Source organism: Isoptericola sp. BMS4, assembly GCF_011634835.1.
GTDB lineage: Bacteria > Actinomycetota > Actinomycetes > Actinomycetales > Cellulomonadaceae > Isoptericola.
In genome coordinates, this window is record NZ_SIRP01000001.1 from 990013 (window position 1) to 1012430 (window position 22418).

Below are 22418 nucleotides of genomic sequence, written 5' to 3' on the forward strand. Positions count from 1 at the left end.
GGCGCGGCGGGGCGAACCGCCGTCCTGGGGAGCCGCTCAGTCCCGCACGACCGTCACCGGGCAGGGCGCGAAGTCGAGCACCTGCCGGCTCACCGAGCCGAGCATGAGCCGGTCGAAACCACCCAGGCCGCGGTGGCCCACCACGAGCCGGTCGGCCGTGCCCGCCGCCTCGACGAGGGCCTTGGCCGCCGGGGCGTGCACCACGGAGCGGACCACGCGCTCGGGCGGCAGGTCCACGCCGGCCTCCCGCACGGCGGCGTCCAGCATGTCGGAGGCGAACCGCTCGTAGTCGTCGAGCGGGGGCGCCCAGCCCCACGACCCGGGCAGCGGGGCGAGCGTCGTGATCTGCCACGCGAACACCGCGCTGAGCTCCGCGTCCTTGCGTGCCGCCACCTCGGCGCCGTGCCGCAGGGCGGCGACGCTCGGGGGAGAGGTGTCGACGCCGACGACGACGCGCCGGGGGCGGGGAGCGCTGCGCGTCGCCTCGTCGGCGACGACGGTGCCGTCGTCCGGGTCGTGCGGGTCGCCGTGGCGCACCACCGTCACGGGCACGCGCGCGTGCTCGACGACGGTCGTCGAGACCGAGCCGAGCACCCGTCGCCCGAGCCTCCCGCGGCGCCGGCGCCCGAGGACCAGCATCTCGGCGCCGGTCTCGGCGGTGACGCGCAGGAGCGCGTCGGCGGCCGGCCCCGGCACCACGCGGACCCGGGCCTCGGGCCGGACACCGGTCCGGGCTGCGGCGGCCTCCAGCCAGCCGCGGGTGGCCACGTGGTCGGGGTCCTCGTCGTCGTCGGTGCCGTCGGTCGTGACGCGCACGACGGAGAGGGGCACGCCGCGGCTGGCCGCCTCGGCGACGGCCCAGTCCAGGGCCTCGTCGGCCTCCGCCGACCCGTTGGCGCCGACGACGATCCCTCCGGTGCTCATGACGCGTCCCCTCGTTCCGTGCCGCCGTCGTGCTCCGTGCCGTGCGCGGTGCCGGCGTCCCGTGCCTCGTCGCGGTGGGTCCGGCCCGGCAGCAGGTGCGCGATCGGGTGGGTGACGACGTCGACCTGGTCCACCAGGTCGGCGGGACCCGTCACGACGAGGGCCCGTTCCGCGGCCGTGACGTAAACGGCGGCCGTCCCGCGGGCCGTCACGCGCACGCCCGGGGCCCGCACGCCGTCGACGGCGAAGGTGTCGGTGTGCAGCGCCGCCCCGTCGACCTCGGCGACGAGCGCGCGCATGGCGCTGCGGTAGTCGTCGAACGAGTCGGCGAAGTCGGGCTTGCCGGGCTCGCCCGCCGCGTGCCGCGGCCCGGACGGGGCCTCCGGGTCGACCGGCGCGGCGATGTCCGCGTGCAGGGGCGCGGCGAGCGCGCCCGAGCAGGCCGCGCGGACCACGTCCTCGACGTCCTCCTCGGCGACCGCGGTGCGCAGCGTCTCGACCTCCAGCGCCTCACCGGTGAAGCTGCGGTACGCCCGTACGAAGCGTTCGCACGTCGGGTCGTGCTCGTCGGCGAACCCCGTGAGGGACTCGTCCTCGAGGTCCAGCCCCCACGTCAAGGGGTCCCGGACCTCCCCGACGACGCCGGAGAACCGGGCGATGCGGGCGTCCTCCCCCTCCCACGACCGTGCGCCCGGCCCGGGCGCCGCGTGCCGCGGGGCACCGGGGTGCTCGCCGCCGTCGTGCCGCTCGATGTCGTCCATCGGTGCCCCCTGGGTTGATGCCGGCCCTTGGTCCGAGCCTGGACGCGTCGCGCGCGGCGGGCAACACGACGCGCCGTCACGCCCCTGGCGAACATCGGCATACCGAGGGGTGAGCGGCCGTTGGGAGCGCATAGAGTCGTAGCGGTCAGGCTGTCGCCGTCATTCCGACGGGTCGCAGGTAACGCCGCTCGTGAGGGAGCAGCACATGTTCGAGAGATTCACCGACCGAGCCCGTCGGGTGGTCGTCCTCGCTCAGGAAGAGGCGAGGATGCTCAACCACAACTACATCGGCACCGAGCACATCCTGCTCGGCCTCATCCACGAGGGCGAGGGAGTCGCCGCCAAGGCGCTGGAGTCGCTGGGCATCTCGCTCGACGGCGTCCGCACGCAGGTCACCGAGATCATCGGCGAGGGCCAGCAGGCGCCGGCCGGGCACATCCCGTTCACCCCGCGCGCCAAGAAGGTGCTGGAGCTGTCGCTGCGCGAGGCGCTGCAGCTCGGGCACAACTACATCGGCACCGAGCACATCCTGCTCGGCCTCATCCGCGAGGGCGAGGGCGTCGCCGCCCAGGTGCTCACCAAGATGGGCGCCGACCTCAACAAGGTGCGCCAGCAGGTCATCCAGCTGCTGAGCGGCTACCAGGGCAAGGAGCCCGTCGCCGCGGGCAGCCCGCAGGAGGGGCAGCCCTCCGGGTCGGCCGTGCTCGACCAGTTCGGGCGCAACCTCACCCAGGCGGGCCGCGAGGGCAAGCTGGACCCGGTCATCGGGCGCAGCCAGGAGATCGAGCGGGTCATGCAGGTGCTGTCCCGCCGCACCAAGAACAACCCGGTCCTCATCGGCGAGCCCGGCGTCGGCAAGACGGCCGTCGTCGAGGGCCTCGCGCAGGACATCGTGCGCGGGGACGTGCCCGAGACGCTCAAGGACAAGCAGCTGTACACGCTGGACCTGGGCGCGCTCGTGGCGGGCTCCCGCTACCGCGGCGACTTCGAGGAGCGCCTCAAGAAGGTGCTCAAGGAGATCCGCACCCGCGGCGACATCATCCTGTTCATCGACGAGATCCACACGCTCGTCGGGGCGGGCGCCGCCGAGGGCGCGATCGACGCCGCCAGCATCCTCAAGCCGATGCTGGCCCGCGGCGAGCTGCAGACGATCGGCGCCACCACGCTCGACGAGTACCGCAAGTACGTCGAGAAGGACCCGGCGCTGGAGCGCCGCTTCCAGCCGATCCAGGTCAACGAGCCGTCGCTGGAGCACGCGATCGAGATCCTCAAGGGGCTGCGCGACCGGTACGAGGCGCACCACCGGATCTCCATCACGGACTCGGCGCTGGTTTCCGCGGCCACGCTCGCCGACCGGTACATCAACGACCGGTACCTGCCGGACAAGGCGATCGACCTCATCGACGAGGCGGGCGCGCGCCTGCGCATCCGCCGGATGACGGCCCCGCCGGAGCTGAAGGCCCTGGACGAGGAGATCGCCGAGGCCCGCCGCGACAAGGAGTCGGCGATCGACGAGCAGGACTTCGAGAAGGCCGCCGGGCTGCGCGACAAGGAGAAGCAGCTCTCCGAGAAGCGCGCCGAGAAGGAGAAGGCCTGGAAGTCGGGCGACCTCGACTCCGTCGCGGAGGTCGACGACGAGCTGATCGCCGAGGTGCTGGCGATGTCCACGGGCATCCCGGTCATCAAGCTCACCGAGGAGGAGTCCAGCAAGCTCCTGCACATGGAGGACGAGCTGCACAAGCGCGTCATCGGCCAGGACGCCGCCATCAAGGCGCTGTCCCAGGCGATCCGCCGCACGCGTGCCGGCCTCAAGGACCCGAAGCGCCCCGGTGGCTCGTTCATCTTCGCCGGCCCCACGGGCGTCGGGAAGACGGAGCTGGCCAAGGCGCTCGCCGAGTTCCTGTTCGGGGACGAGGACGCGCTGATCCAGCTCGACATGTCCGAGTTCTCGGAGAAGCACACGGTCTCGCGCCTGTTCGGCTCCCCGCCCGGGTACGTCGGCTACGACGAGGGTGGCCAGCTCACGGAGAAGGTGCGGCGCAAGCCGTTCTCGGTGGTCCTGTTCGACGAGGTCGAGAAGGCGCACGCCGACATCTTCAACTCGCTGCTGCAGGTGCTCGAGGACGGTCGCCTGACCGACTCGCAGGGCCGCGTGGTGGACTTCAAGAACACCGTGATCATCATGACCACGAACCTCGGCACCCGGGACATCGCCAAGGGCGTGCAGACCGGATTCAACGCCGGCGGCGACCTGGTGACGTCCTACGAGCGCATGAAGTCGAAGGTCAACGAGGAGCTCAAGGTGCAGTTCCGGCCCGAGTTCCTCAACCGCGTCGACGACGTGGTCGTCTTCCCGCAGCTCTCGCAGTCCGAGATCATCGAGATCGTCGACCTGGAGATCGCCAAGCTGGACAAGCGCCTGCGTGACAAGGACATGGCCATCGAGCTCACGCCGAAGGCCAAGGAGCTGCTGGCGGAGAAGGGTTACGACCCGGTGCTCGGCGCCCGGCCGCTCAAGCGCGCCATCCAGCGGGAGATCGAGGACGCCCTGTCCGAGAAGATCCTGTTCGGCGACCTCAAGGCCGGCGACATGGTGCTGGTCGACGGCGAGGGCGAGGGCCTCCTCGGGGAGTTCACCTTCCGCGGGGTGCCGAAGTCCGAGCACGACCGTGGCCCGGTCTCCGTCGGCGCCGCGGCCGCGCTCGACGCCCCGACCGGGGTGTCGGTGCACGACCTGCCGCCGACCGGGCAGATGCAGGCCGGCGCGGAGTGACCGCCAGGTGACCCGCACCCGCTGACGCACGGCGAAGGCCCCGGACCCTCCTCACAGGGTCCGGGGCCTTCGCCGTGTCCGGCACCGTGCCCGGCACCGTGAGTCGTCAGGACGTGGTGCGGGTATGCGACCACCACGTCCTGACAGCTCTCAGGCGCGCAGGCGGGCGAGGACGGCGCCGGCGAGGTCGGCGACATCGTCGACCAGCGCGACGGCCCCGGCCGCGGTGAGCTCGCCGTCGCCGGCGTAGCCCCAGGTGACGCCGAGGCACGCGATGCCGTGGGCGGCGGCGCCGTGCACGTCGTGCTCACGGTCGCCGACCATGATCACGGGGCCGTCGGCGGCGTCCACGGGGGAGGGGGGGCGCCCCAGCGCGGCGAGGGCCTTCGCGACGACGTCGGCCTTGGTGGAGGTGGCCTCGTCGACGGGGGCGCCGAAGACGGCGTCCACGAGCGCGCTCAGCCCGAAGCGGTCGCAGATCGGCCTCGCGTACACCTCGGGCTTGGACGTCGCGACGGCCAGCCCGCATCCGGCGTCCCGCAGGGCGCGCAGGGCCTCGGGCACGCCGTCGAACACCCGGTTGTCGTACATCCCGCCGCTCGCGTAGACCTCGCGGTAGGCGCGCACCGCCTCGTCGACCCGCTCGGGCGGGACGCCGTGCGCGGGGAACGAGTCGGTGATGGGCGGGCCGACGAACGAGCGCAGCGTGGCGTCGTCGGGCACGGGCACGCCGAGGGTGGCGTACGCGTGCCGCACGCCCGCCACGATGCCGGGCGCGGAGTCCATGAGGGTGCCGTCGAGGTCGAGCAGGACGAGGGGTTCGGGTCGGGTCACGCCAGGCAGCGTACGGGCGCGCGGGGCGCCCGCGGGGCCGCGGTGGCGCGTCTCACAGGGCCTCGCCGGCGTCCCGCACGGCGTCTCACACCGACGTGGCGTGCTCCACCAGCCGGTCGAAGCCGGCGTCCAGGGTGGCGTCGACGCGCTGCGCCTCCGGGTGGGCGTCGTACCAGGCGACCTGCTCGTGCGCGGCGACGTCGTACGTGACCGTGGTGGCGAACTCGGGGACGAGGGCGCGCAGCCTGGCGCAGTCGAAGACCATCGAGTGCGCCTTGTCGCCGAGGAGCCCGGGCCCGACGTCGGGCAGCACGCGCGCGATCGTCTCCGACGCGACGTGCACGATCTCGGGGTCCGGCACCCCGGCGGCGGCGCCGAGCCACGTGTAGACCTGGTCCCAGGTGGGCGCGTGGGTGCCCATGATCTGGAAGGCGTCGCCGATCGCCAGCGGGTGCCCGAGCAGCCCGGCGAACCCGACCGCGAAGTCCTCGGTGTGCGTCAGCGTCCACAGGCTGGTGCCGTCGCCGTGCACGACGACGGGCTTGCCGGCGCGCATGCGGGCCACGTCGGTCCACCCGCCGACCGTGGGGAGCAGGGTGCGGTCGTAGGTGTGGCTGGGCCGCACGATCGTGGCGGGGAACGCGTCCTCGCGGTGGGCGCGGACCAGCAGGTCCTCGCCGGCGATCTTGTCGCGGGAGTACTGCCAGTACGGGTTGCGCAGCGGCGTGGCCTCGGTGACCGGAAGCCGGGACGGCGGGGTCTGGTAGGCCGAGGCGCTCGAGACGAAGACGTACTGCCCGGTCCGTCCGGTGAACCGCTCGACGTCGCGGGCCACGTGCGCGGGCGAGAACGCGCGGAACTGGGCGACGACGTCGAAGTCGCGCCCCGCCAGCGCGGCGTCGACCGCGGCGTCGTCGGTGACGTCGGCCGTGAGCTGCTCGACATCCTCGGGCAGCGGCCGGGTGTCCGAGCGGCCACGGTTGAGCACCGTGACGCGGTGCCCGAGGGCCACCGCGCGGGCGACGCTCGCGGCGCTGATCACGCCGGAGCCGCCGACGAACAGGATGCTGAGCGGGGTGCGGGAGGACTGCATGCCGCCATCCTGCCTGAACCGCCGCAACGATGTCGTCGGCAGCGGACGCCTGCGCTCCCGGCGTCGGCGTCCGCCGCCGACGACATCGCGGCTCAGCGGCCGCCGAGCCCCGCTGTGGCGATGCCCTTGACCAGATGCTTCTGGAGGGCGATCACGATGATCGTCGTCGGGATCATCGAGATGATGGACGCGGCCATCTGCAGGTCCCAGCGGGTGCCGTTCTGGCCGGAGAACGTGGCCAGGCCGATGGGCAGCGTGCCGTGCGCGTCGTAGTCCACCACCGTGATGAGCGGCCACAGGTAGCTGTTCCAGAACGCCATGAACGTGAACACCGCCAGCACGGCGACGGCGGACGTCGCGAGCGGCAGGATGATCCGCCAGAACGTGCGGAACGGCCCGGCGCCGTCGACGCGGGCGGCCTCGTCCAGCTCGTACGGGATGCCGCGGAAGAACTGGCGCATGAGGAACGTGCCGAAGGCGGTGAACGCGAACGGGAAGATCAGCGACTGGTACGTGTCGACCCAGCCGAACCACTGCATGACGATGAACATCGGCACGACCAGGACCTCCTGGGGCACCATCAGCGTCACGAGGAAGAGCACGAACACGACGTCGCGGCCCTTCCAGCGCAGCCGGCCGAACGCGTAGCCGGCCGTCGTCGAGACCGCGAGAACCACCAGTGTGCCGGCGATCGCCACGCCGAACGAGTTGGCGATGTACGCGGTGAAGGGCCCGTAGGCGAACACGTCCGCGAAGTTGCTCCAGCGGATCTCGGAGCCCACGAGCCGCGGCGGCATCGCGAAGATCTCGTTGTTCGGCTTGAGCGCGGAGAAGAACGCGTACACCAGCGGCAGCGCGAAGAGGGCGGCGGCGGCCACGACGCCGACGTGGGCGAGCGCCAGACGGATGCGGTCAGTGCTCATAGTGCACCCACCTCTTCTGCGCCCGGAACTGGAACGCGGTCAGCCCGATGATGAGCACGAACAGGATCCAGGCGGCGGCCGCGGCGAGGCCGAGCTGCTGGAACTTGAAGCCCTGGTTGTAGATGAACTGCACCAGGGGGAGGGTCGAGTTGCCGGGCCCGCCGCCGGTGAGCAGCTGCGGCTGCGCGAACACCTGCAGGGCGGTGATGACCGTCATCACCGTGGCGAAGAAGATCGCCGGCGAGAGCATCGGCAGCACGACGCTGCGCAGCATCCGCGACCCCTGGGCGCCGTCGATCCGGGCCGCCTCGATCACCGGGGCGGGCAGCTGCTCCAGCGCGGCCGAGAAGATGAGCATGTTGTAGCCCATGCCCTGCCACACCGACATCACGACCACCATCACCATGGCCCAGCGCTCGTCGGCGAGGAAGTTCGGCAGCTCGACGCCGAACAGCGACACGGACAGGCCGTTGAACAGGCCCTGCGGCTGCAGCAGCATCTTCCACACGAGCGCGTTCGCCACGATCGGGGTGACGACGGGGATGAAGAACAGCACCCGGAACGCGCCGCGGCCGCGGATGCGCGGGCCCAGGGCGAGCGCGAGCGAGAGGGCCACGACGAGGTTCAGCGGCACGTACAGCAGCGCGAACACGGCGGAGTTGCGCAGCGCCGGCCAGAAGTCGGGGTTGGCCGTGAACAGCTCGACGTAGTTGCCGAGCCCGGCGAAGCTGCGCTCGCCGAACGCCGGCCAGTGGAACAGGCTCATGACGATCGAGAGCCCGACGGGGACGACGGTGAACAGGGCGAGGCCCACCAGGGCCGGGCTCATGAAGCCCAGCGCCTGGCGGGACTCGACCCGGCTCAGCCGGGAGCGGCCGGGGCGCCGCAGCCCGGCGGGGCTGGTCGTGGTCATGCGGGTCACTCGCCGAACTGCTGCTGGGTCTGCTCGAGCACGTCGGCCATCTCGGCCTGGCCGTTGTACACGCTCACCAGGTTCGGCTGCAGGGCCGTGTTCACCTGGTCCCACGTGGTCGTCGAGCGCTGCCCCTCGACGTCCGCGAACGCGGCGTCGAACGTGGCCTTCACCTCGTCGCGCACCGAGGCGTCGAGCGAGTCGAAGTACAGCGGCTGGGACTCGGCCCGCGCGGGGTAGCTGCGGCCGGAGGACGCCATCGCGTCCTGGGCGGCCTTGCCGACGAGGGAGCCGAGCACCTGGAGCGCGGCCTCCTTGTCCTCGCAGCCCTTGGCGATGCCGTAGCCGGAGCCCAGCACCAGGCTCACCGAGCCGTTCTCGCCGGCGGGCATGTTCACCATCCCGGCGTCGAAGCCCGCGTCGTTGCCGAGGTAGCTCACCGCGTTCCACGTGCCGTCCACGGCCATGGCCGCGTTGCCGCCCGAGTACTGGTTCTCGCCCCAGCCCGTGTCCGCGGCGGACGCGGCGGGCAGCGCCACCTGCTGGTCGGTGACGAGGCCGGAGTACCAGGTGGCGGCGTCGACGAACGACGGGTCGGTGAGGGCGAGCGCCCCGCTCTCGTCGACGGGCTGCTGGCCGGACCTCGCGATCGGCAGCGCCATCCACTGGAACTCGCCGAGCCCGACGGCGAAGCCCGCGTTCGCGTCGGTGGTCGCGGCCTTCGCGGTGGCCTCGAAGTCGTCGAACGTCCAGCCGTTCTCCGGCTCGGGGGCGCCGGCCGCCTCGAGGAGGTCCTTGTTGTAGTACACGAGCATCGTCGCGACGTCGAACGGGACGCCGAGGAGCCGGCCGTCGTGGGTCATGATGTCGAGCGCGCCGGGGGCGAAGTCGTCCCGGCTGAGGCCCGCCGTCTCGAGGTCGGCGTCGCTGAGGGGCTCGAACGCGTCGGCGTAGGTGGACAGCCGCTGGCCGTTCATCGACGTGACGCACGCCAGGTTGCCCGAGGACAGGTTGGTCGTGAGCTTGGTGAAGTAGTCGTTCCACGGGGCGGTCTGGAGGCGGACGTCGAGGTCCGGGTTCTCGGCCTCGACGATCTCGAGCGTCTCGTTGAGCGCGTCCGTGTCGGACTGGCTGCCGGCCCACATGTCCCAGACGATCGTGCCGTCGCCGGAGCCGGCCGAGCCGCCGTCGCCGGAGCCGCACGCCGCGAGGCCGAGCGTCGCGAGGACGGCGGTGCCGGCGAGGAGGGGGGTGCGCTTGCGCATGGAGGTTCCTCTCTGATGGGTGCTGTGCGGGGTCCGCGGTGTCGTCACGTGCGTCGTCTCCTCGTCGAGATCCGTCGGTCGCCGCGGCAGGTGCGGCCGTCCGGTCGAGATCCACTTCGTTCGACCGTCGTGGGCCTATCAGACCACATCCATCATTGTTTGAACACTTCGTTCGAAATATTAGTCGAGAATGGCTGACCGGGCCGATTGAATGGGGGTCGACAAGGCGGCGAGGCGCTTGCCAGCGCTACTCGCCTACTTCGTTCGTCTATGAATGAATAAGATGCAGTCGGTGCGCCTCAGAGGCGTACGGCGAGCACGGCGACGTGCTCGCCACGGAGCGACGCCGGGACCGCGACGTCGCCGTCGCGGGCGCCCTGCGCCGGGTCTGCCGGCGTCCCGTCACCCAGCCACGCGGTCTCGGCGGCGCCCGCGAGCTCCGGTGGGAGCGCGATCGTGCCACGGGCCGGGTCGAGGGCGTGCACGAACACCTCGCCGTCGCGGCGCGTGTAGGCGACGGGAGTGCGGTGCGGGTCGGGTCTGCCGGTGACGGGGTCGGCGGGGGAGTCGCCGCTGCGCAGCCACGGCCGGGTGCCGTAGACGGCCGTGCCGTTCGTCGCCAGCCAACGACCCAGCGCGGCGAGCCGCTCGCGCTGCAGGTCCGGGATCGACCCGTCCGCGCGGGGACCGACGTTGAGCAGCAGGTTGCCGTTCTTGCTCACGACGTCCACGAGCAGGTGGATCAGCTCGCGCTCGCCGATCGTGTGCTCCGGGCCCTCCGCAGCGTTGTAGCCGAAGGAGCACCCGAGCCCGCGCGTGGCCTCCCACGGGTGCTCCAGCGTCTCGGGCACGTGCGCGTACTCCCGTGTCCAGAAGCCGTGGAACGGCACGCCCCAGCGATCGTTGACCACGCCGTCGGGCACCGCGTCGAGGTACTCGCGCAGCAGTGCGGCGAGGCCGTGCGACGCCGCCGTCTTGCCGGCGTCGGGCCACTCGATGTCGTTCCACAGCACGTCGGGGCGGAAGCGTGCGACGAGCTCGCGCAGCTGCGCGGCCGCGTACCGGGCGAAGGCGTCGTCGTTGCGGCGCAGCCGGAACAGGTCGGTCGACGACTCGATCGGGGCGAGCTCGCTCACGTGCCAGTCCAGCGCGCCGGAGTAGTACAGGCCGAGCCGGGCGCCCGCGTCGCGCGTCGCCCGGGCGATCTCCGCGACCAGGTCGCGCCCCGGGCCCCGGCGCACCGCGTTGAACGGCGTCGTGCCGGTGCCCCACAGGCAGAAGCCGTCGTGGTGCTTGGTCGTCGGGACGACGTAGCGCCCGCCGGCGGCGACGAGCTCGCCCACGAGGGCGTCGGCGTCGAACCCGGTGACGTCCCACAGGTCGGCGAGGTCCTCGTACGACGTGCCGACGCCGTAGCGCTCCTCGTGCCGCCGCCGCGTGGGGCTGCCGTCGATGCGGACGGTGTTGGCGTACCACTCGGCGTACTGGTGGTGGGCGTACGAGTCCTCCTCGGGCACCGTGCCCTCGGCGTGCGGCGTGCCCCAGGCCGGGACGGAGTAGATGCCCCAGTGCACGAAGAAACCGAGCTTGGCGTCCCGGAACCAGTCGGGGACCACGGGCTCGGGGTACGTGGGCGCGTCGGCCCCGAGATCGGGCCCGGTGCGCCGCTCGAAGCTCAGCACGGTCGGCTCCTCCGTCGTCGGTGTCGGCGTCGGTCTGCACATTGATCCGATCTATGTGCGACCCGGACGAGGATAGCCTGAACCAGAGCCTGACGTAACGCCGGGCGCGACGAGAGACCTCTGATGAATCCTTCCGGCGCGTCAGCCGAGGGGTGCCGGGATCGTGAGCCCCGGGGGCAGGGTGCGGGACAGGACGTCGCGCAGGGCCGCCACCCGCGCGGCGCGGCCGTCGCCGGTGAGGCGCTCGACGGGCGCCGTGACGCTCACGGCCGCCACGGGGCGGCCCGCGCGCAGCACGGCGACGGCGACGCACGCGATGCCCGGCTCGTTCTCCTCCGTCTCGGCGGCGTACCCCCGCTCCCGCGCCTCGGCGAGGAGGGGCGAGAGGCGGTCGCCGGCGGCCGGGGACGGGGCGGTGGCGAGCATCGCGCGGCCGAGCGCCGTCGTGGCGGCGGGGAGGCGCCTGCCGACGGCGGACCAGACCCGCACCGGCCGCTGCGGCTCGACCTTGTCCAGGTAGACGACCTCGTGACCGGCGAGGGTGCCGAGGTGCACCAGCTCGTCGACCTCGTCGCGCAGCGCCTCGAGCGCGGGGCGGACGATGCCGGGCAGGTTCTCCTCGGACAGGAACGCCGTGCCGAGGGCCAGGACGGCCGGGCCCAGGCGGTAGTCGCCCGCCGCCGTCTGCTCCGCGTACCCGCGGTGGCGCAGGGCGGCCAGGGTGCGGTGCAGGGTCGACTTGTTGGCGCCCACCTCTCCGGCGAGCTCGGCGAGCGCGAGGCCCCGGGCGCCGGCGCGGGCGAGCGCGTCCAGGGTGAGGAGCGCCTTGTCGACGCTGCCGAGCGGGCTCGGGGGTTGGGCCATCGTCGCTCCGTCCTCTACTGTGTTCCGTAGTGAACAACAGGCGTTCATCATAACGAAACGGAGTCTCGATGTCATCTCCCGACAGCCCGGCCGCGGGCGGCGACGTGCTCGCCGCCCTCGGCGCCCACCGGATCGTGCCCGTCGTCGTGGTCGAGGGGGCCGCCGACGGCGCCCGCCTCGCCGACGCGCTCGTCGCCGGCGGCCTGCCCGTCGCCGAGATCACCCTGCGCACCGCGGGCGGCGTCGAGGCGATCCGCGCCGTCGTCGCCGCGCAGCCCGACGTCGTCGTCGGCGCGGGCACCGTCACCCGCGCCGACCAGGTCGACGCCGTGGCCGACGCCGGCGCGCGCTACGTGGTCTCGCCGGGGCTGTCCCGGGCCGTCGTCGAGCGCTGCGCCGAGCACGGGCTGCCCGTCCTGCCCGGCGTCGCGTCGCCCACCGAGATCATGGCCGCGCTCGACCTCGGGATCGACGTCGTCAAGCTCTTCCCCGCCTCCGTCGTCGGCGGCCCCGCCGCGATCAAGGCGTTCTCGGCGCCGTTCCCCGGCCTGCGCTTCGTGCCCACCGGCGGGGTGAACGCCGGCAATCTCGGCGAGTACCTCGGCCTCGCGCCCGTGCTCGCCGTCGGCGGCTCGTGGATGGTCGACAAGAAGCTCGTCGACGCCGGCGACTGGGCCGAGATCACCCGCCGCACCGCCGAGGCCGTCGCCCTGGCGCACCCCGAGTCGAAGGAGTCCTGATGAGCAACCCGTCCCTGACCGTCCGTCCCGCCGCGGAGTCCCGCTACGACGTCGTCGCGCTCGGCGAGGTCATGCTCCGCATGGACCCGGGCGACCGCCGCATCCGCACCACCCGCAGCTTCGACGTCTGGGAGGGCGGCGGCGAGTACAACGTCGCCCGCGGTCTGCGCCGCTGCTTCGGCCTGCGCGGCGCGATCGTCACCGCGCTCGCGGACAACGAGGTCGGCCGGCTCGTCGAGGACTGCATGCTCACCGGCGGGCTGGACACCTCCTGGGTGCGGTGGCGCGACTTCGACGGCATCGGCCGCGAGGTGCGCAACGGGCTCAACTTCACCGAGCGCGGCTTCGGCGTGCGCGGCGCCGTCGGGGCCAGCGACCGCGGCCACACCGCCGTCTCCCAGATGCGGCCCGAGGACGTGGACTGGGACGCGCTGTTCTCCTCCGGCGTGCGCTGGCTGCACACGGGCGGCATCTTCGCGGCGCTGTCCGAGTCGACCGCCGACGTCGCGGAGGCCGCCATGTCCGCCGCCCGCCGGCACGGCACGATCGTGTCCTACGACCTCAACTACCGCCCCTCCCTGTGGAAGGGCATCGGCGGCGTGGAGCGGGCGCGCGAGGTCAACCGCCGGCTGGCCGAGCACGTGGACGTCATGATCGGCAACGAGGAGGACTTCACCGCCTCGCTCGGCTTCGAGGTCGAGGGTGTGGACGAGAACCTCACGGACCTCGACACGGGCGCGTTCCGCGCGATGATCGCCCGCGCGGCCGAGGAGTACCCGAACTTCCAGGTCATCGCGACCACGCTGCGCGGCGTCAAGAGCGCGTCGGTGAACGACTGGGGCGCTATCGCCTGGTCCCGGGCCGAGGGCTTCGCCGAGGCGACCCACCGCCCGGACCTGGAGATCTTCGACCGCGTGGGCGGCGGCGACTCCTTCGCGTCCGGGCTGGCCTACGGGCTCATGGAGCTCGGCTCGCTCGCCGAGGCGGTGGAGTACGGCGCCGCGCACGGCGCGCTGGCCATGACCACGCCGGGGGACACCACCACGGCGACCCTCGCCGAGGTCGCCAAGCTCGCCTCCGGCGGCAGCGCCCGCGTTCAACGCTGACGCCTTCGCGAGTTGTCAGGTCCAGCGCGACGTATACCGCGCGCAGGGCCTGACAACTCCCGGGAGGGCGGGTTCAAGCGGTCGTCGCAACACCTGATCTAGCGAGGGGTGTTGCGATGGGTGACCAACCGCCTACTCTTGACAGCCTGACGACGCGTGTTGCGACGACCGCTTGAACCCGCCGAGCGTCGAGTTGTCAGGCTGAGCGCGGGGTATACGTCGCGCTGGGCCTGACAACTCAGGCGGGTGGGGGAGCGGTGGACTCGCGCACCACGAGCTCGGTGGCGAGGTTGACGCCGGGGGCGGTCGGGGTGCGCCCGGCGGCGAGGTCGAGCACCATGCGCGCGGCGGTGGTGCCCATCTCTCGCAGCGGCTGGCGCACGGTCGTGAGCGGCGGTGCCGTCCACTGCGCGAGGGGGAGGTCGTCGTAGCCGACGACCGACACGTCGTCGGGCACCCGCAGCCCGAGCTCCTGGGCCGCGCGCAGCGCCCCGATGGCCTGCATGTCCGACCCGGCGAAGATGCCGGTGGGCCGGTCCGGCCGATCGAGCAGCTCGCGGCCCGCGGCGTACCCGGACTCGACCTCGAAGTTGCCGGACCGCACGAGCGCCGGGTCGAGGGACCGGCCTGCGCCCTCCAGCGCGGTGCGGAAGCCGTCCATCCGCGCCCGGCTGCACAGCATGTCGGCGGGCCCGGCGATGCCCGCGATCCGCAGGTGCCCGAGCTCCAGCAGGTGGCGTGCCGCGGCGAGCCCGCCGTTCCAGTTGTCGGAGCCGACCGTCGGCACGTTCGCGGGCGGCTCGCCGTCGGTGTCGATGACGGCGAACGGGATGGACCGGCTGGTGAGCTGCCGCTGCTGGGGGTCGGTGAGCCGGGACGCCACGAGCAGCACGCCGACGGGCGGGCGGGCGAGCGTGGTGTCGAGCCAGGTGCGCGGCGGCCGGTGCTCGCCGCCGAGCTCGGACAGGATCACGCTGGTGCGCGCCTCGGCGGCGGCGGACTCGACGCCGCGGATGATCTCCATGGACCACGGCGACCCGAGCCGGTGGAAGACCAGATCGACCAGGCCGGTGCCGGCCGGCGGCGGTGCGGAGCGGCGGCGCCGGTAGCCGTGGCTCTCGAGCGCAGCCTCCACCCGCGAGCGGGTCCCGGCCGCCACGTCCGCGCGTCCGTTGAGCACCTTCGAGACGGTGGGCGCGGAGACGCCCACCTCGCGGGCGATCTCGGCGATCGTCGGGGTGGCGGGGGGCAGGGTCATCGTCGTCTCACTCCAGGCTCGACGGCGGGCGCGGAGTGAAAACGTCCGCACACTCGCCGAAACTTTCGAATCCGAGGCTACACCACGCCCCCCGCAGGATGGCGGTGTCAGCGACGCATGGTCGTCCGCGTGTTCCCTTGCGTGCAGCCGATCTGCGACACGAGCGTCCGGTGCCGTGACCAGACCGTGATGGATCGCCCCTTGACCGCACCGTGATGCGCGCCATATCGTCCACGCATCGACAACGTTTTCAAAGTCGAAAGTTGCGATCCGAACGGCGCCGTGGCCGGGACGGATCGGTGCGCACGACGAGGTGACGAGCCGGAGGACGCATGACACAGGGGACAGGGGCGGCCACCGCCGTCCCGGACGTGGGGGCGGTGCAGCCGCCCCCGGAGCCCGGGGGGCCGCCGGGCCCGGACGGTGGCCGGCGGCGGCCGGCCCGGCGGACGTGGGCCGAGGCGCTGCGCAAGGACTGGCGGCTCTACACGTTCCTGATCCTGCCGGTCGCCTTCCTGCTGCTGTTCCGGTACGTCCCGATGGCGGGCAACGTCGTCGCGTTCCGGCGCTTCCGGCCGGGTGGGTCGATCTTCGGCGACGAGTGGGTCGGGCTCCACTACGTCCAGATGTTCTTGAACGACCCGACGTTCTGGCGCGTGTTCACCAACACGGCGATCCTCGGGGCGCTCACCCTGGTGGTGGTCTTCCCGCTGCCGATCGTCCTCGCGCTGATGCTCAACGAGCTGAGGTCGCGCAGGTTCAAGAAGGTCGTCCAGACGATCACCTACCTGCCGCACTTCATGTCGATCGTGATCGTCGCAGGGTTCGTGTACGAGCTGACGGCCCTCAACGGCACGATCAACCAGCTCATCACCGCGACCGGCGGCGACGAGATCGCCTTCATGCAGGAGGCCGACTGGTTCCGCACCGTCTACGTCTCCTCCGAGATCTGGCAGGTCGTCGGCTTCGGCACGATCCTCTACCTCGCGTCGCTGACGACCATCGACGACCAGCTCTACGAGGCGGCCAGGATCGACGGTGCGAACCGCTGGCAACAGACCTGGCACATCACGCTGCCGGGCATCCGCCCGACGATCGTGGTGCTGCTCATCCTCAACATCGGCACCTTCATGGCGGTCGGCTTCGAGAAGGTCCTGCTGCTGTACAACCCGCTGACCTACCCGACGGCGGACGTCATCGCCACGTACCTGTATCGCGTCGGCCTGACGAGCGGAAGCTTCTCCTACGCGGCGGCGATCGGCCTCTTCGAGGCCCTCATCGGCCTGACGCTCGTGCTGTCGGCGAACGCGATCTCGAAGCGACTGGTTGGAGCCTCCCTGTGGTGACCACGACTCCGAAGACCCCGGACATCTCGGCGGTCCGGACGGTACCGACGACGGTCAAGGACGGCCGTGCCTACACGGTGTTCCGGATGGTCAACGTCGTCCTGCTGGTCGCGATCTGCCTCGTGACCCTGTATCCCTTCGTGAACCTGATCGCCCAGTCGTTCAGCTCGCAGGGCTACATCATGGCGGGCGAGGTGAACCTCTGGCCGAAGGGGTTCAACCTCACGACGTTCGAGAGGGTGTTCGGCGACGAGCGGTTCTGGAGCGGTTACCGGAACACGATCATCCAGACCGTTCTGGCGACCACCATCGCGATGGTCCTCACGACGACGATGGCCTACGCGTTGGCGAAGGGGCATCTCAAGGGTCGGTCGTTCTTCATCGGGCTCGTCGTCGTGACGATGTTCTTCAACGGCGGACTGATCCCGAACTACCTGCTCATCACCGACCTCGGGCTCAAGAACTCGGTCTGGGCGATCGTCCTGCCCAACGCGATCAGCGCCTTCAACCTGCTGGTGATGAAGTCGTTCTTCGAGAACTTCCCTGCGGAGCTCGAGGAAGCGGCGTCGATCGACGGGCTCACCACGTACGGCGTCTTCGGCCGCATCGTGGTGCCGCTGTCGAAGGCCGTCATCGCCACGATGATCCTCTTCTACGCCGTGTCGTTCTGGAACGCCTGGTTCCCGGCGTTCCTCTACCTGAGCGACCCGGAGCTGCAACCGGTCACCCTGTACCTGCGCAACCTGCTGGCCGGCGCCATGGGCAGCGGCAACGAGGCGGGGATGGAGTCCGTGCAGATCGGCGCGAACATCCAGGCGGTGGCGATGCTGCTGACCGTCCTGCCGATCATCTGCTTCTACCCGTTCATCCAGAAGTACTTCGTGTCCGGCGTGATGCTCGGCTCCGTCAAGGGCTGAGCCGACCGCGACCGACCTCGGCCGGCCCGGCCGGTGGGAGTCGTCCTTTCCCGAATCAGTCGAACAACGACGTTCACCGCAGGAGGAGATCATGAAGATCGTCAACAGGAACAAGGCCGTCGTGGGAACGACCGTTGTCGCCCTGGTCGCCACGCTCACCGCCTGCGGGCCGGGAGGCGGTGAGGAGTCGGAGGAGGGCAGCGGCGAGATCGACATGTCCACCCAGGTCGGGTACATGGAGGACTTCGAGGCCGGGGACACCTTCAAGGCCACCGAGCCCGTGGAGTTCGGTCTGCTCTACCGTGACCACCCGAACTACCCCTTCAAGGAGGACTGGTCGATCGTCCAGCACTTCGAGAAGGACCACCACGTCACGTTCGACTACGAGAACGTGCCGCTCGAGGACATGCAGCAGAAGCGGTCGATCCTGATCGGCTCGGGCGAGGCCCCCGACATCATGCCGTCCACGTACGCGGGCGACGAGGTGCAGTTCATCAGCGGCGGGGCGATCCTGCCGATCTCGGACTACGTGCAGTACATGCCCAACTTCCAGCAGAAGGTCGAGGAGTGGGACCTCACCGACGAGGTCGAGGCCCAGCGCCAGGCCGACGGCAAGTACTACATGATCCCGGGCTTCCACGAGGTTCCCAAGCACCAGTACTCCATCGCCATCCGGCAGGACCTGTGGGACGACGCGGGCCTCGAGCACCCCGCCACCTGGGACGAGTTCGCCGAGCAGCTGAAGATCATCGCCGAGGAGAACCCTGAGCTCGACTACGCGATGACGGACCGTTGGTCGATCAACGGCCCGATCGAGGCGACGATGCAGGCTGCCGCGCCGAACTTCGGCACGGTCGCCGGGTGGGGCTACGGCCTGGGGCTGCAGTGGAACGTCGACGAGGGCAGGTACGAGTACGCCGGCGGCTCCGACGAGTACAAGGCGCTCGTGGAGTACTTCGCCGGTCTCGTCGCCGACGGCCTCCTCGATCCGGAGGCGATGACGCAGGAGGACAAGCAGGCTGAGGAGAAGTTCGCCTCCGGCAAGGCCGCCGCGATGGGGACCAACGACCAGACGCTCCTGGAGTACCGGGACGCCTTCGCGGAGACCGGGAACGACGACGCCGAGATCGCGCAGATCGTCGTGCCGGGCGGCCCCGCGGGCGACTTCATCCCCGGCGGGATGCGCGCCGAGTCCGGCCTGATGTTCTCGGCGCAGGCCGCCGAGCAGGACGACTTCCTGGCGATGCTGCAGTTCGTCGACTGGCTCTACTACTCCGACGAGGGCCTCGAGTTCGCCAAGTGGGGCGTCGAGGGCGAGACGTTCGAGTGGGAGGGCGACGAGCGCGTCCTGAAGGACGACGTCGGCTGGGGCGCGCTCAACCCGGGCGCGCCGAAGCTCCTCAACGCCGACCTCGGCTTCTACAACGGCGTGTGGTCCATCGCGCACGGTTCCACCGAGGAGCTCGACAAGTCGATGCTCAGCGACGAGGCCGTCGAGTTCATCGACGGGATGAACGCGGTCAAGGAGGAGCTGCCGATCCCCCCGACCGTCCAGTACGACGAGATGGAGCAGGAGCAGGCCGGCCTGCAGCAGACGACCCTGCAGGACGTCGTCATGCAGAACACGGCGGCGTTCATCCTCGGCCAGCGCTCCCTCGACGAGTGGGACGCGTACGTCGCCGAGCTCGAGGGCGCCGGGATGTCCGCGTACGTCGACCGCGCGAACGCCGCCGCGGGGGTCGCGGAGTAACCACGGTCACCTGCGTCGTCACCATGACGGCGGAAGCCCGGTGGTGCGCCGGGACGCACCGGCGCACCACCACGTCCCTCGCGAAGGAGCCACATGGCCCGCATCACCGTGCCCACCGACCCCGTCGGAGCACTCGGCGACGCGTGGCGGACCTGCGTCGGCACCGGCCGGTTCGGCCTCGCGCTGCGTCAGGACTACCAGGAGTCGCTCGCGCTGACCCAGCGCGAGGTCGGGTTCCGCTACATCCGCGGCCACGGGCTGCTGTCCGACGACGTCGGCGTCCATCGCCCGTACGACGTCGCCGGCCATCGCGGCACGCGGTACGCGTTCAGCTACGTCGACCAGGTCGTCGACTCCTACCTCGGCCTCGGCATCAAGCCGTTCGTGGAGCTCGGTTTCATGCCGACGGCGCTGGCGTCCGGTGACCAGACGGTGTTCTGGTGGCAGGGGAACGTCACCCCGCCTGCCGACCACCGCGAGTGGGCCGCCCTGGTGCGTGCCGTCGTCGCGCACCTGGTGGACCGGTACGGGCTCGACGAGGTGCGCACCTGGCCGATCGAGGTGTGGAACGAGCCTGACCTGCCGCAGTTCTGGGCGCCCGACGGCGACCCGCGGCAGGCCTACTTCCGGCTCTACGAGGCCGCGGCAGGCGCGGTCAAGGACGTGGACGCCTCGCTGCAGGTGGGCGGGCCCGGGCTCTCCCCGGCGGGCGACGACTGGTGGCAGCCGTTCGCGGACTTCGCCGCCGCCCGCGACGTCCCGGTCGACTTCGCTTCCGGGCACGCCTATGCGTCCGGCCCGGCGGGGCACGTTCCCTTCGGCACCTACCAGGCCGTGTACCCGACGGAGCACCTGCTCGAACGGTTCGCCGCGCCGGGGCGCCGCCTCGCGGGCACCGCCCTCGCGGACGTCCCCGTGCACATCACGGAGTTCAACACGAGCTACCGTCCCGACAACCCGGTGCACGACACCGCCTACAACGCGGCCTATCTGGCGCCCGTGCTCGCGGCGGGCGGCGACGTCGTCGACTCGTTCGCGTACTGGACCTTCAGCGACGTCTTCGAGGAGTCCGGCGTCCCGGCGTCGTTCCTGCACGGCGGGTTCGGCATGCTCGCGCACCGGCAGGTGAAGAAGCCCACGTTCCACCTGTACGCCTTCATGGCACGGATGGGCTCCGCCGTGCTGGCCCGCGGCGACGACCACCTCGTGACCCGTGACGAGGCGACCGGGCGGGTCACCGTGCTCGCCTGGCAGCCCGTCGGCGGCAGCGACGACCCGGTCGAGCCGGAGCGGCACGAGGTGCGCCTGGACGTGCCGGTCGCCGGCGACCGCGCCTTCGCGCTGCGCTCGGAGGTCGACGTCGAGCGCGGCAACGCCTGGGCGGCGTGGCGGGCCCTGGGGCGCCCGGCGTCCCCGACGGAGCGGCAGCTCGCCGCGCTGCACGAGGCAGCCGAACCGGTGCGGACCGCCGCGGCGCACGCCGTCGTCGACGGCCGCGTCGCGCTCGACCTCACCCTGGGCCGGCACGGGGTCACGCTCGTGGAGCTCGACCCGGTCGTGGACGAGACGCCGCCGTGGGTCGACGACGCCCGCGTCCTCGGACGGGGCCCGTACGGTGAGTGACCTGACGACGCCGCCCGCCCGGGCCTTCGGCGACGGCACGTTCTCGCGCGTCACCGGCGTCGTCTACCACCACGTCGTCGTCGGCGCGCTGCTGTGCGTCGCGACGCTCCCGAGCGCGGCGCTGCTCCTGCTGCTGGACCGGTCGGCCGCGAGCCTGCCGATCGTCCCGCTGTGCCTGGTTCCGTACGGGCCCGCGCTGTCGGCGGCCCTGTACGCGCTGCGGGACCGTACGCTCGACCCGGACTCGACGACATCCCCGGCCCCGGCGCGGTCGTTCGTGCGCGGCTACCGGTCGAACGCCCTGGACGTGATGCGCCTGTGGGTTTCGGCCATGGTCGGTCTCGCGCTCGTCGCATTCGGCGTCGTGCACCGCGAGGCGGCCGGCCTGCCCGGCGGGTACGTCGCCGTCCTCGGGGTCATCGGGGCCGTCGGGCTGCTGTGGTTGCTGAATGCCGTGACGATCGCGTCGTTCTTCTCCTTCCGTACCCGCGACGCCGTGCGCCTGGCCGCGTACTACCTGATGCGTACCCCGGGAGTCACCGTGGGCCTGGTGGCCCTCGGCGTCATCGCGCTCGCCGTCGTGCGGTTCAGCTCCGAGCTGGTGCTCTGGCTCTTCGCGGTCGCCTGGGTGGCGTCGTGGCTCCGCCTCGGCGCCCCTCTGGTTAGGGACGTCGCCGAGCGCTTCACAGCGCCCGACGACGGGCATCGGCAACGTTCGGCGTGACGGCACTCGGCCCTTCCTGGAGCTCCGGTGGACGATGCGGCCGCCCAGGGGACCGGGTGTGGAACACTGTCCGAGATGAGAACGACTCTCAACGCGACGCAGCGTGACGCCCTGACCTGCGCGGAGACCCTGCAGGACGTGCTCGGCACGCTCGAGGCGCTCGACGACCTCGGCCCGTCGCCGCACGTGGACGCGACCTTCGGGCGCCTGGTACGGACCGTCGTCGAGACCCCCGAGCGGCTCGCCGACGCCGTGCTCGACCGGCTCGAGCCGGCCCGGTTCCGGCGGATCAGCGGCCTGGGCGAGCACGCCCTGGAGACCGCGTGGGCGGAGCGGATCCGGTCCGGCACCCGGCTGGCCGCGTTCCCGTATCGCGACAACTACGAGCACCTGAGCGCGCTGGAGGCCGGCCTGCTGCGCCGTACCGGCCCGGCGTCGTCCGTCGCGTTCCTCGGCGCGGGGCCGCTGCCGCTCAGTGCGGTGCTCCTGGCCCGGCGGCTCGGCGCGGCCGTGACCGGGCTCGACCGGGACGCGGCCGCGGTCGCCGACGCCCGCGCGATCGCCCCGCACCTGCTCGCGCAGCGTCCCCCGCGCGCCCGCGGGGCCGGCCCAGGCGGCGCGGGGGTCACCTTCGAGGAGGCCGACGCGTACGACGCCGACCTGACGGCCTACGACACCGTCGTCGTCGCGGCGCTGGTCGGCGAGTCCGCCGACGACAAGCGGCGGCTGCTCGACCACCTCGCCGCCGCCACCCGCCCCGGCACCGTGGTCCTGGTCCGCAGTGCCCGCGGCCTGCGGACCCTGCTCTACCCGGCCGTCCCCCTCGACGCGCTGCGCGGGTTCGAGGTCCTCGACGTCGTCCACCCCACCGACGACGTCATCAACTCCGTCGTCGTCGCGCGGCGGAAGTCGTCGTGACCGG

At 71.8% G+C, this 22418-nt stretch carries 19 protein-coding genes; 9 read left to right on the plus strand and 10 right to left on the minus strand.

Annotation, left to right across the window (positions count from 1 at the left end; all coding sequences use genetic code 11):
• Nucleotides 1-36 precede the first annotated feature (36 nt).
• The gene (locus EYB28_RS04390; RefSeq protein ID WP_166845163.1) at nucleotides 37-924 is read right to left on the minus strand and encodes a universal stress protein; all 888 of its coding nucleotides are present in this window, start codon (nucleotides 922-924) and stop codon (nucleotides 37-39) included.
• Nucleotides 921-1685: a hypothetical protein gene (locus EYB28_RS04395; protein WP_205710838.1), complete on the minus strand. Its 765-nt coding sequence runs from the start codon at nucleotides 1683-1685 to the stop codon at nucleotides 921-923. Before EYB28_RS04395 ends, EYB28_RS04390 begins: the two co-directional genes overlap by 4 nt.
• Before the next feature lie 205 nt (nucleotides 1686-1890).
• Here EYB28_RS04395 and EYB28_RS04400 point away from each other — a divergent pair, with 205 nt between their 5' ends.
• Nucleotides 1891-4458 carry an ATP-dependent Clp protease ATP-binding subunit gene (locus EYB28_RS04400; protein ID WP_166845165.1) on the plus strand — a complete coding sequence of 856 codons (2568 nt, stop codon included), beginning with the start codon at nucleotides 1891-1893 and terminating at the stop codon, nucleotides 4456-4458.
• A 150-nt stretch (nucleotides 4459-4608) separates the two neighbouring features.
• Here the strand turns inward: EYB28_RS04400 and EYB28_RS04405 are convergent, their stop codons facing one another.
• The 7 genes from EYB28_RS04405 to EYB28_RS04435 form a co-directional block, all read right to left on the minus strand.
• Nucleotides 4609-5292, minus strand: a complete 684-nt coding sequence (locus EYB28_RS04405; RefSeq protein WP_166845167.1) for an HAD hydrolase-like protein — start codon at nucleotides 5290-5292, stop codon at nucleotides 4609-4611.
• An 85-nt stretch (nucleotides 5293-5377) separates the two neighbouring features.
• Nucleotides 5378-6385: an NAD-dependent epimerase/dehydratase family protein gene (locus EYB28_RS04410; RefSeq protein ID WP_166845169.1), complete on the minus strand. Its 1008-nt coding sequence runs from the start codon at nucleotides 6383-6385 to the stop codon at nucleotides 5378-5380.
• A 92-nt stretch (nucleotides 6386-6477) separates the two neighbouring features.
• The gene (locus EYB28_RS04415; RefSeq protein ID WP_166845171.1) at nucleotides 6478-7308 is read right to left on the minus strand and encodes a carbohydrate ABC transporter permease; all 831 of its coding nucleotides are present in this window, start codon (nucleotides 7306-7308) and stop codon (nucleotides 6478-6480) included.
• Nucleotides 7298-8221 carry a carbohydrate ABC transporter permease gene (locus tag EYB28_RS04420; protein WP_166845173.1) on the minus strand — a complete coding sequence of 308 codons (924 nt, stop codon included), beginning with the start codon at nucleotides 8219-8221 and terminating at the stop codon, nucleotides 7298-7300. Before EYB28_RS04420 ends, EYB28_RS04415 begins: the two co-directional genes overlap by 11 nt.
• Nucleotides 8222-8226: 5 nt before the next feature.
• Nucleotides 8227-9486 (minus strand): ABC transporter substrate-binding protein, encoded by a 1260-nt coding sequence (locus tag EYB28_RS04425; RefSeq protein WP_166845175.1) that lies wholly within the window; start codon nucleotides 9484-9486, stop codon nucleotides 8227-8229.
• A 299-nt stretch (nucleotides 9487-9785) separates the two neighbouring features.
• Nucleotides 9786-11168, minus strand: a complete 1383-nt coding sequence (locus EYB28_RS04430; RefSeq protein ID WP_166845177.1) for an alpha-L-fucosidase — start codon at nucleotides 11166-11168, stop codon at nucleotides 9786-9788.
• Nucleotides 11169-11309: 141 nt separating this feature from the next.
• On the minus strand, nucleotides 11310-12032 hold the full coding sequence (locus EYB28_RS04435) for an IclR family transcriptional regulator (protein WP_166845179.1): 723 nt from the start codon (nucleotides 12030-12032) through the stop codon (nucleotides 11310-11312).
• 68 nt (nucleotides 12033-12100) lie between these two features.
• Between EYB28_RS04435 and eda the strand changes: the two genes are divergently transcribed.
• Entirely contained in the window at nucleotides 12101-12772 is a 672-nt protein-coding gene (gene eda / locus EYB28_RS04440; RefSeq protein WP_166845181.1) for a bifunctional 4-hydroxy-2-oxoglutarate aldolase/2-dehydro-3-deoxy-phosphogluconate aldolase, read from the plus strand.
• The gene (locus EYB28_RS04445; RefSeq protein ID WP_166845183.1) at nucleotides 12772-13878 is read left to right on the plus strand and encodes a sugar kinase; all 1107 of its coding nucleotides are present in this window, start codon (nucleotides 12772-12774) and stop codon (nucleotides 13876-13878) included. The genes eda and EYB28_RS04445 overlap by 1 nt, the downstream gene beginning before the upstream one ends.
• A gap of 238 nt (nucleotides 13879-14116) precedes the next feature.
• Here EYB28_RS04445 and EYB28_RS04450 read toward each other — a convergent pair whose 3' ends face one another.
• A complete protein-coding gene (locus EYB28_RS04450; protein ID WP_166845185.1) occupies nucleotides 14117-15136 on the minus strand; it encodes a LacI family DNA-binding transcriptional regulator in 1020 nt (339 codons plus the stop codon).
• A gap of 332 nt (nucleotides 15137-15468) precedes the next feature.
• Between EYB28_RS04450 and EYB28_RS04455 the strand changes: the two genes are divergently transcribed.
• From EYB28_RS04455 to EYB28_RS04480, 6 genes are all read left to right on the plus strand, one after another.
• Nucleotides 15469-16482: a sugar ABC transporter permease gene (locus EYB28_RS04455; RefSeq protein WP_166845187.1), complete on the plus strand. Its 1014-nt coding sequence runs from the start codon at nucleotides 15469-15471 to the stop codon at nucleotides 16480-16482.
• Nucleotides 16476-17399 (plus strand): carbohydrate ABC transporter permease, encoded by a 924-nt coding sequence (locus EYB28_RS04460; RefSeq protein WP_370459438.1) that lies wholly within the window; start codon nucleotides 16476-16478, stop codon nucleotides 17397-17399. The genes EYB28_RS04455 and EYB28_RS04460 overlap by 7 nt, the downstream gene beginning before the upstream one ends.
• 91 nt (nucleotides 17400-17490) lie before the next feature.
• Nucleotides 17491-19149 carry an extracellular solute-binding protein gene (locus tag EYB28_RS04465; protein WP_166845189.1) on the plus strand — a complete coding sequence of 553 codons (1659 nt, stop codon included), beginning with the start codon at nucleotides 17491-17493 and terminating at the stop codon, nucleotides 19147-19149.
• Between the two features lie 93 nt (nucleotides 19150-19242).
• Nucleotides 19243-20772, plus strand: a complete 1530-nt coding sequence (locus tag EYB28_RS04470; protein ID WP_166845191.1) for a GH39 family glycosyl hydrolase — start codon at nucleotides 19243-19245, stop codon at nucleotides 20770-20772.
• On the plus strand, nucleotides 20765-21496 hold the full coding sequence (locus tag EYB28_RS04475) for a glycosyltransferase (protein ID WP_166845194.1): 732 nt from the start codon (nucleotides 20765-20767) through the stop codon (nucleotides 21494-21496). The genes EYB28_RS04470 and EYB28_RS04475 overlap by 8 nt, the downstream gene beginning before the upstream one ends.
• A gap of 75 nt (nucleotides 21497-21571) precedes the next feature.
• Entirely contained in the window at nucleotides 21572-22414 is an 843-nt protein-coding gene (locus EYB28_RS04480) for a nicotianamine synthase family protein (protein WP_166845196.1), read from the plus strand.
• The last annotated feature ends 4 nt before the right edge of the window (nucleotides 22415-22418 follow it).

Coding starts and splice junctions, on each gene's coding strand:
- EYB28_RS04445 (WP_166845183.1), top strand. CDS start 12,772: ATGAGCAACCCGTCCCTGACCGTCCGTCCCGCCGCGGAGTCCCGCTAC.
- EYB28_RS04465 (WP_166845189.1), top strand. CDS start 17,491: ATGAAGATCGTCAACAGGAACAAGGCCGTCGTGGGAACGACCGTTGTC.
- EYB28_RS04420 (WP_166845173.1), bottom strand. CDS start 8,221: ATGACCACGACCAGCCCCGCCGGGCTGCGGCGCCCCGGCCGCTCCCGG.
- EYB28_RS04425 (WP_166845175.1), bottom strand. CDS start 9,486: ATGCGCAAGCGCACCCCCCTCCTCGCCGGCACCGCCGTCCTCGCGACG.
- EYB28_RS04390 (WP_166845163.1), bottom strand. CDS start 924: ATGAGCACCGGAGGGATCGTCGTCGGCGCCAACGGGTCGGCGGAGGCC.
- EYB28_RS04435 (WP_166845179.1), bottom strand. CDS start 12,032: ATGGCCCAACCCCCGAGCCCGCTCGGCAGCGTCGACAAGGCGCTCCTC.
- EYB28_RS04395 (WP_205710838.1), bottom strand. CDS start 1,685: ATGGACGACATCGAGCGGCACGACGGCGGCGAGCACCCCGGTGCCCCG.
- EYB28_RS04400 (WP_166845165.1), top strand. CDS start 1,891: ATGTTCGAGAGATTCACCGACCGAGCCCGTCGGGTGGTCGTCCTCGCT.
- EYB28_RS04415 (WP_166845171.1), bottom strand. CDS start 7,308: ATGAGCACTGACCGCATCCGTCTGGCGCTCGCCCACGTCGGCGTCGTG.
- EYB28_RS04455 (WP_166845187.1), top strand. CDS start 15,469: ATGACACAGGGGACAGGGGCGGCCACCGCCGTCCCGGACGTGGGGGCG.
- EYB28_RS04450 (WP_166845185.1), bottom strand. CDS start 15,136: ATGACCCTGCCCCCCGCCACCCCGACGATCGCCGAGATCGCCCGCGAG.
- EYB28_RS04480 (WP_166845196.1), top strand. CDS start 21,572: ATGAGAACGACTCTCAACGCGACGCAGCGTGACGCCCTGACCTGCGCG.
- eda (WP_166845181.1), top strand. CDS start 12,101: ATGTCATCTCCCGACAGCCCGGCCGCGGGCGGCGACGTGCTCGCCGCC.
- EYB28_RS04410 (WP_166845169.1), bottom strand. CDS start 6,385: ATGCAGTCCTCCCGCACCCCGCTCAGCATCCTGTTCGTCGGCGGCTCC.
- EYB28_RS04470 (WP_166845191.1), top strand. CDS start 19,243: ATGGCCCGCATCACCGTGCCCACCGACCCCGTCGGAGCACTCGGCGAC.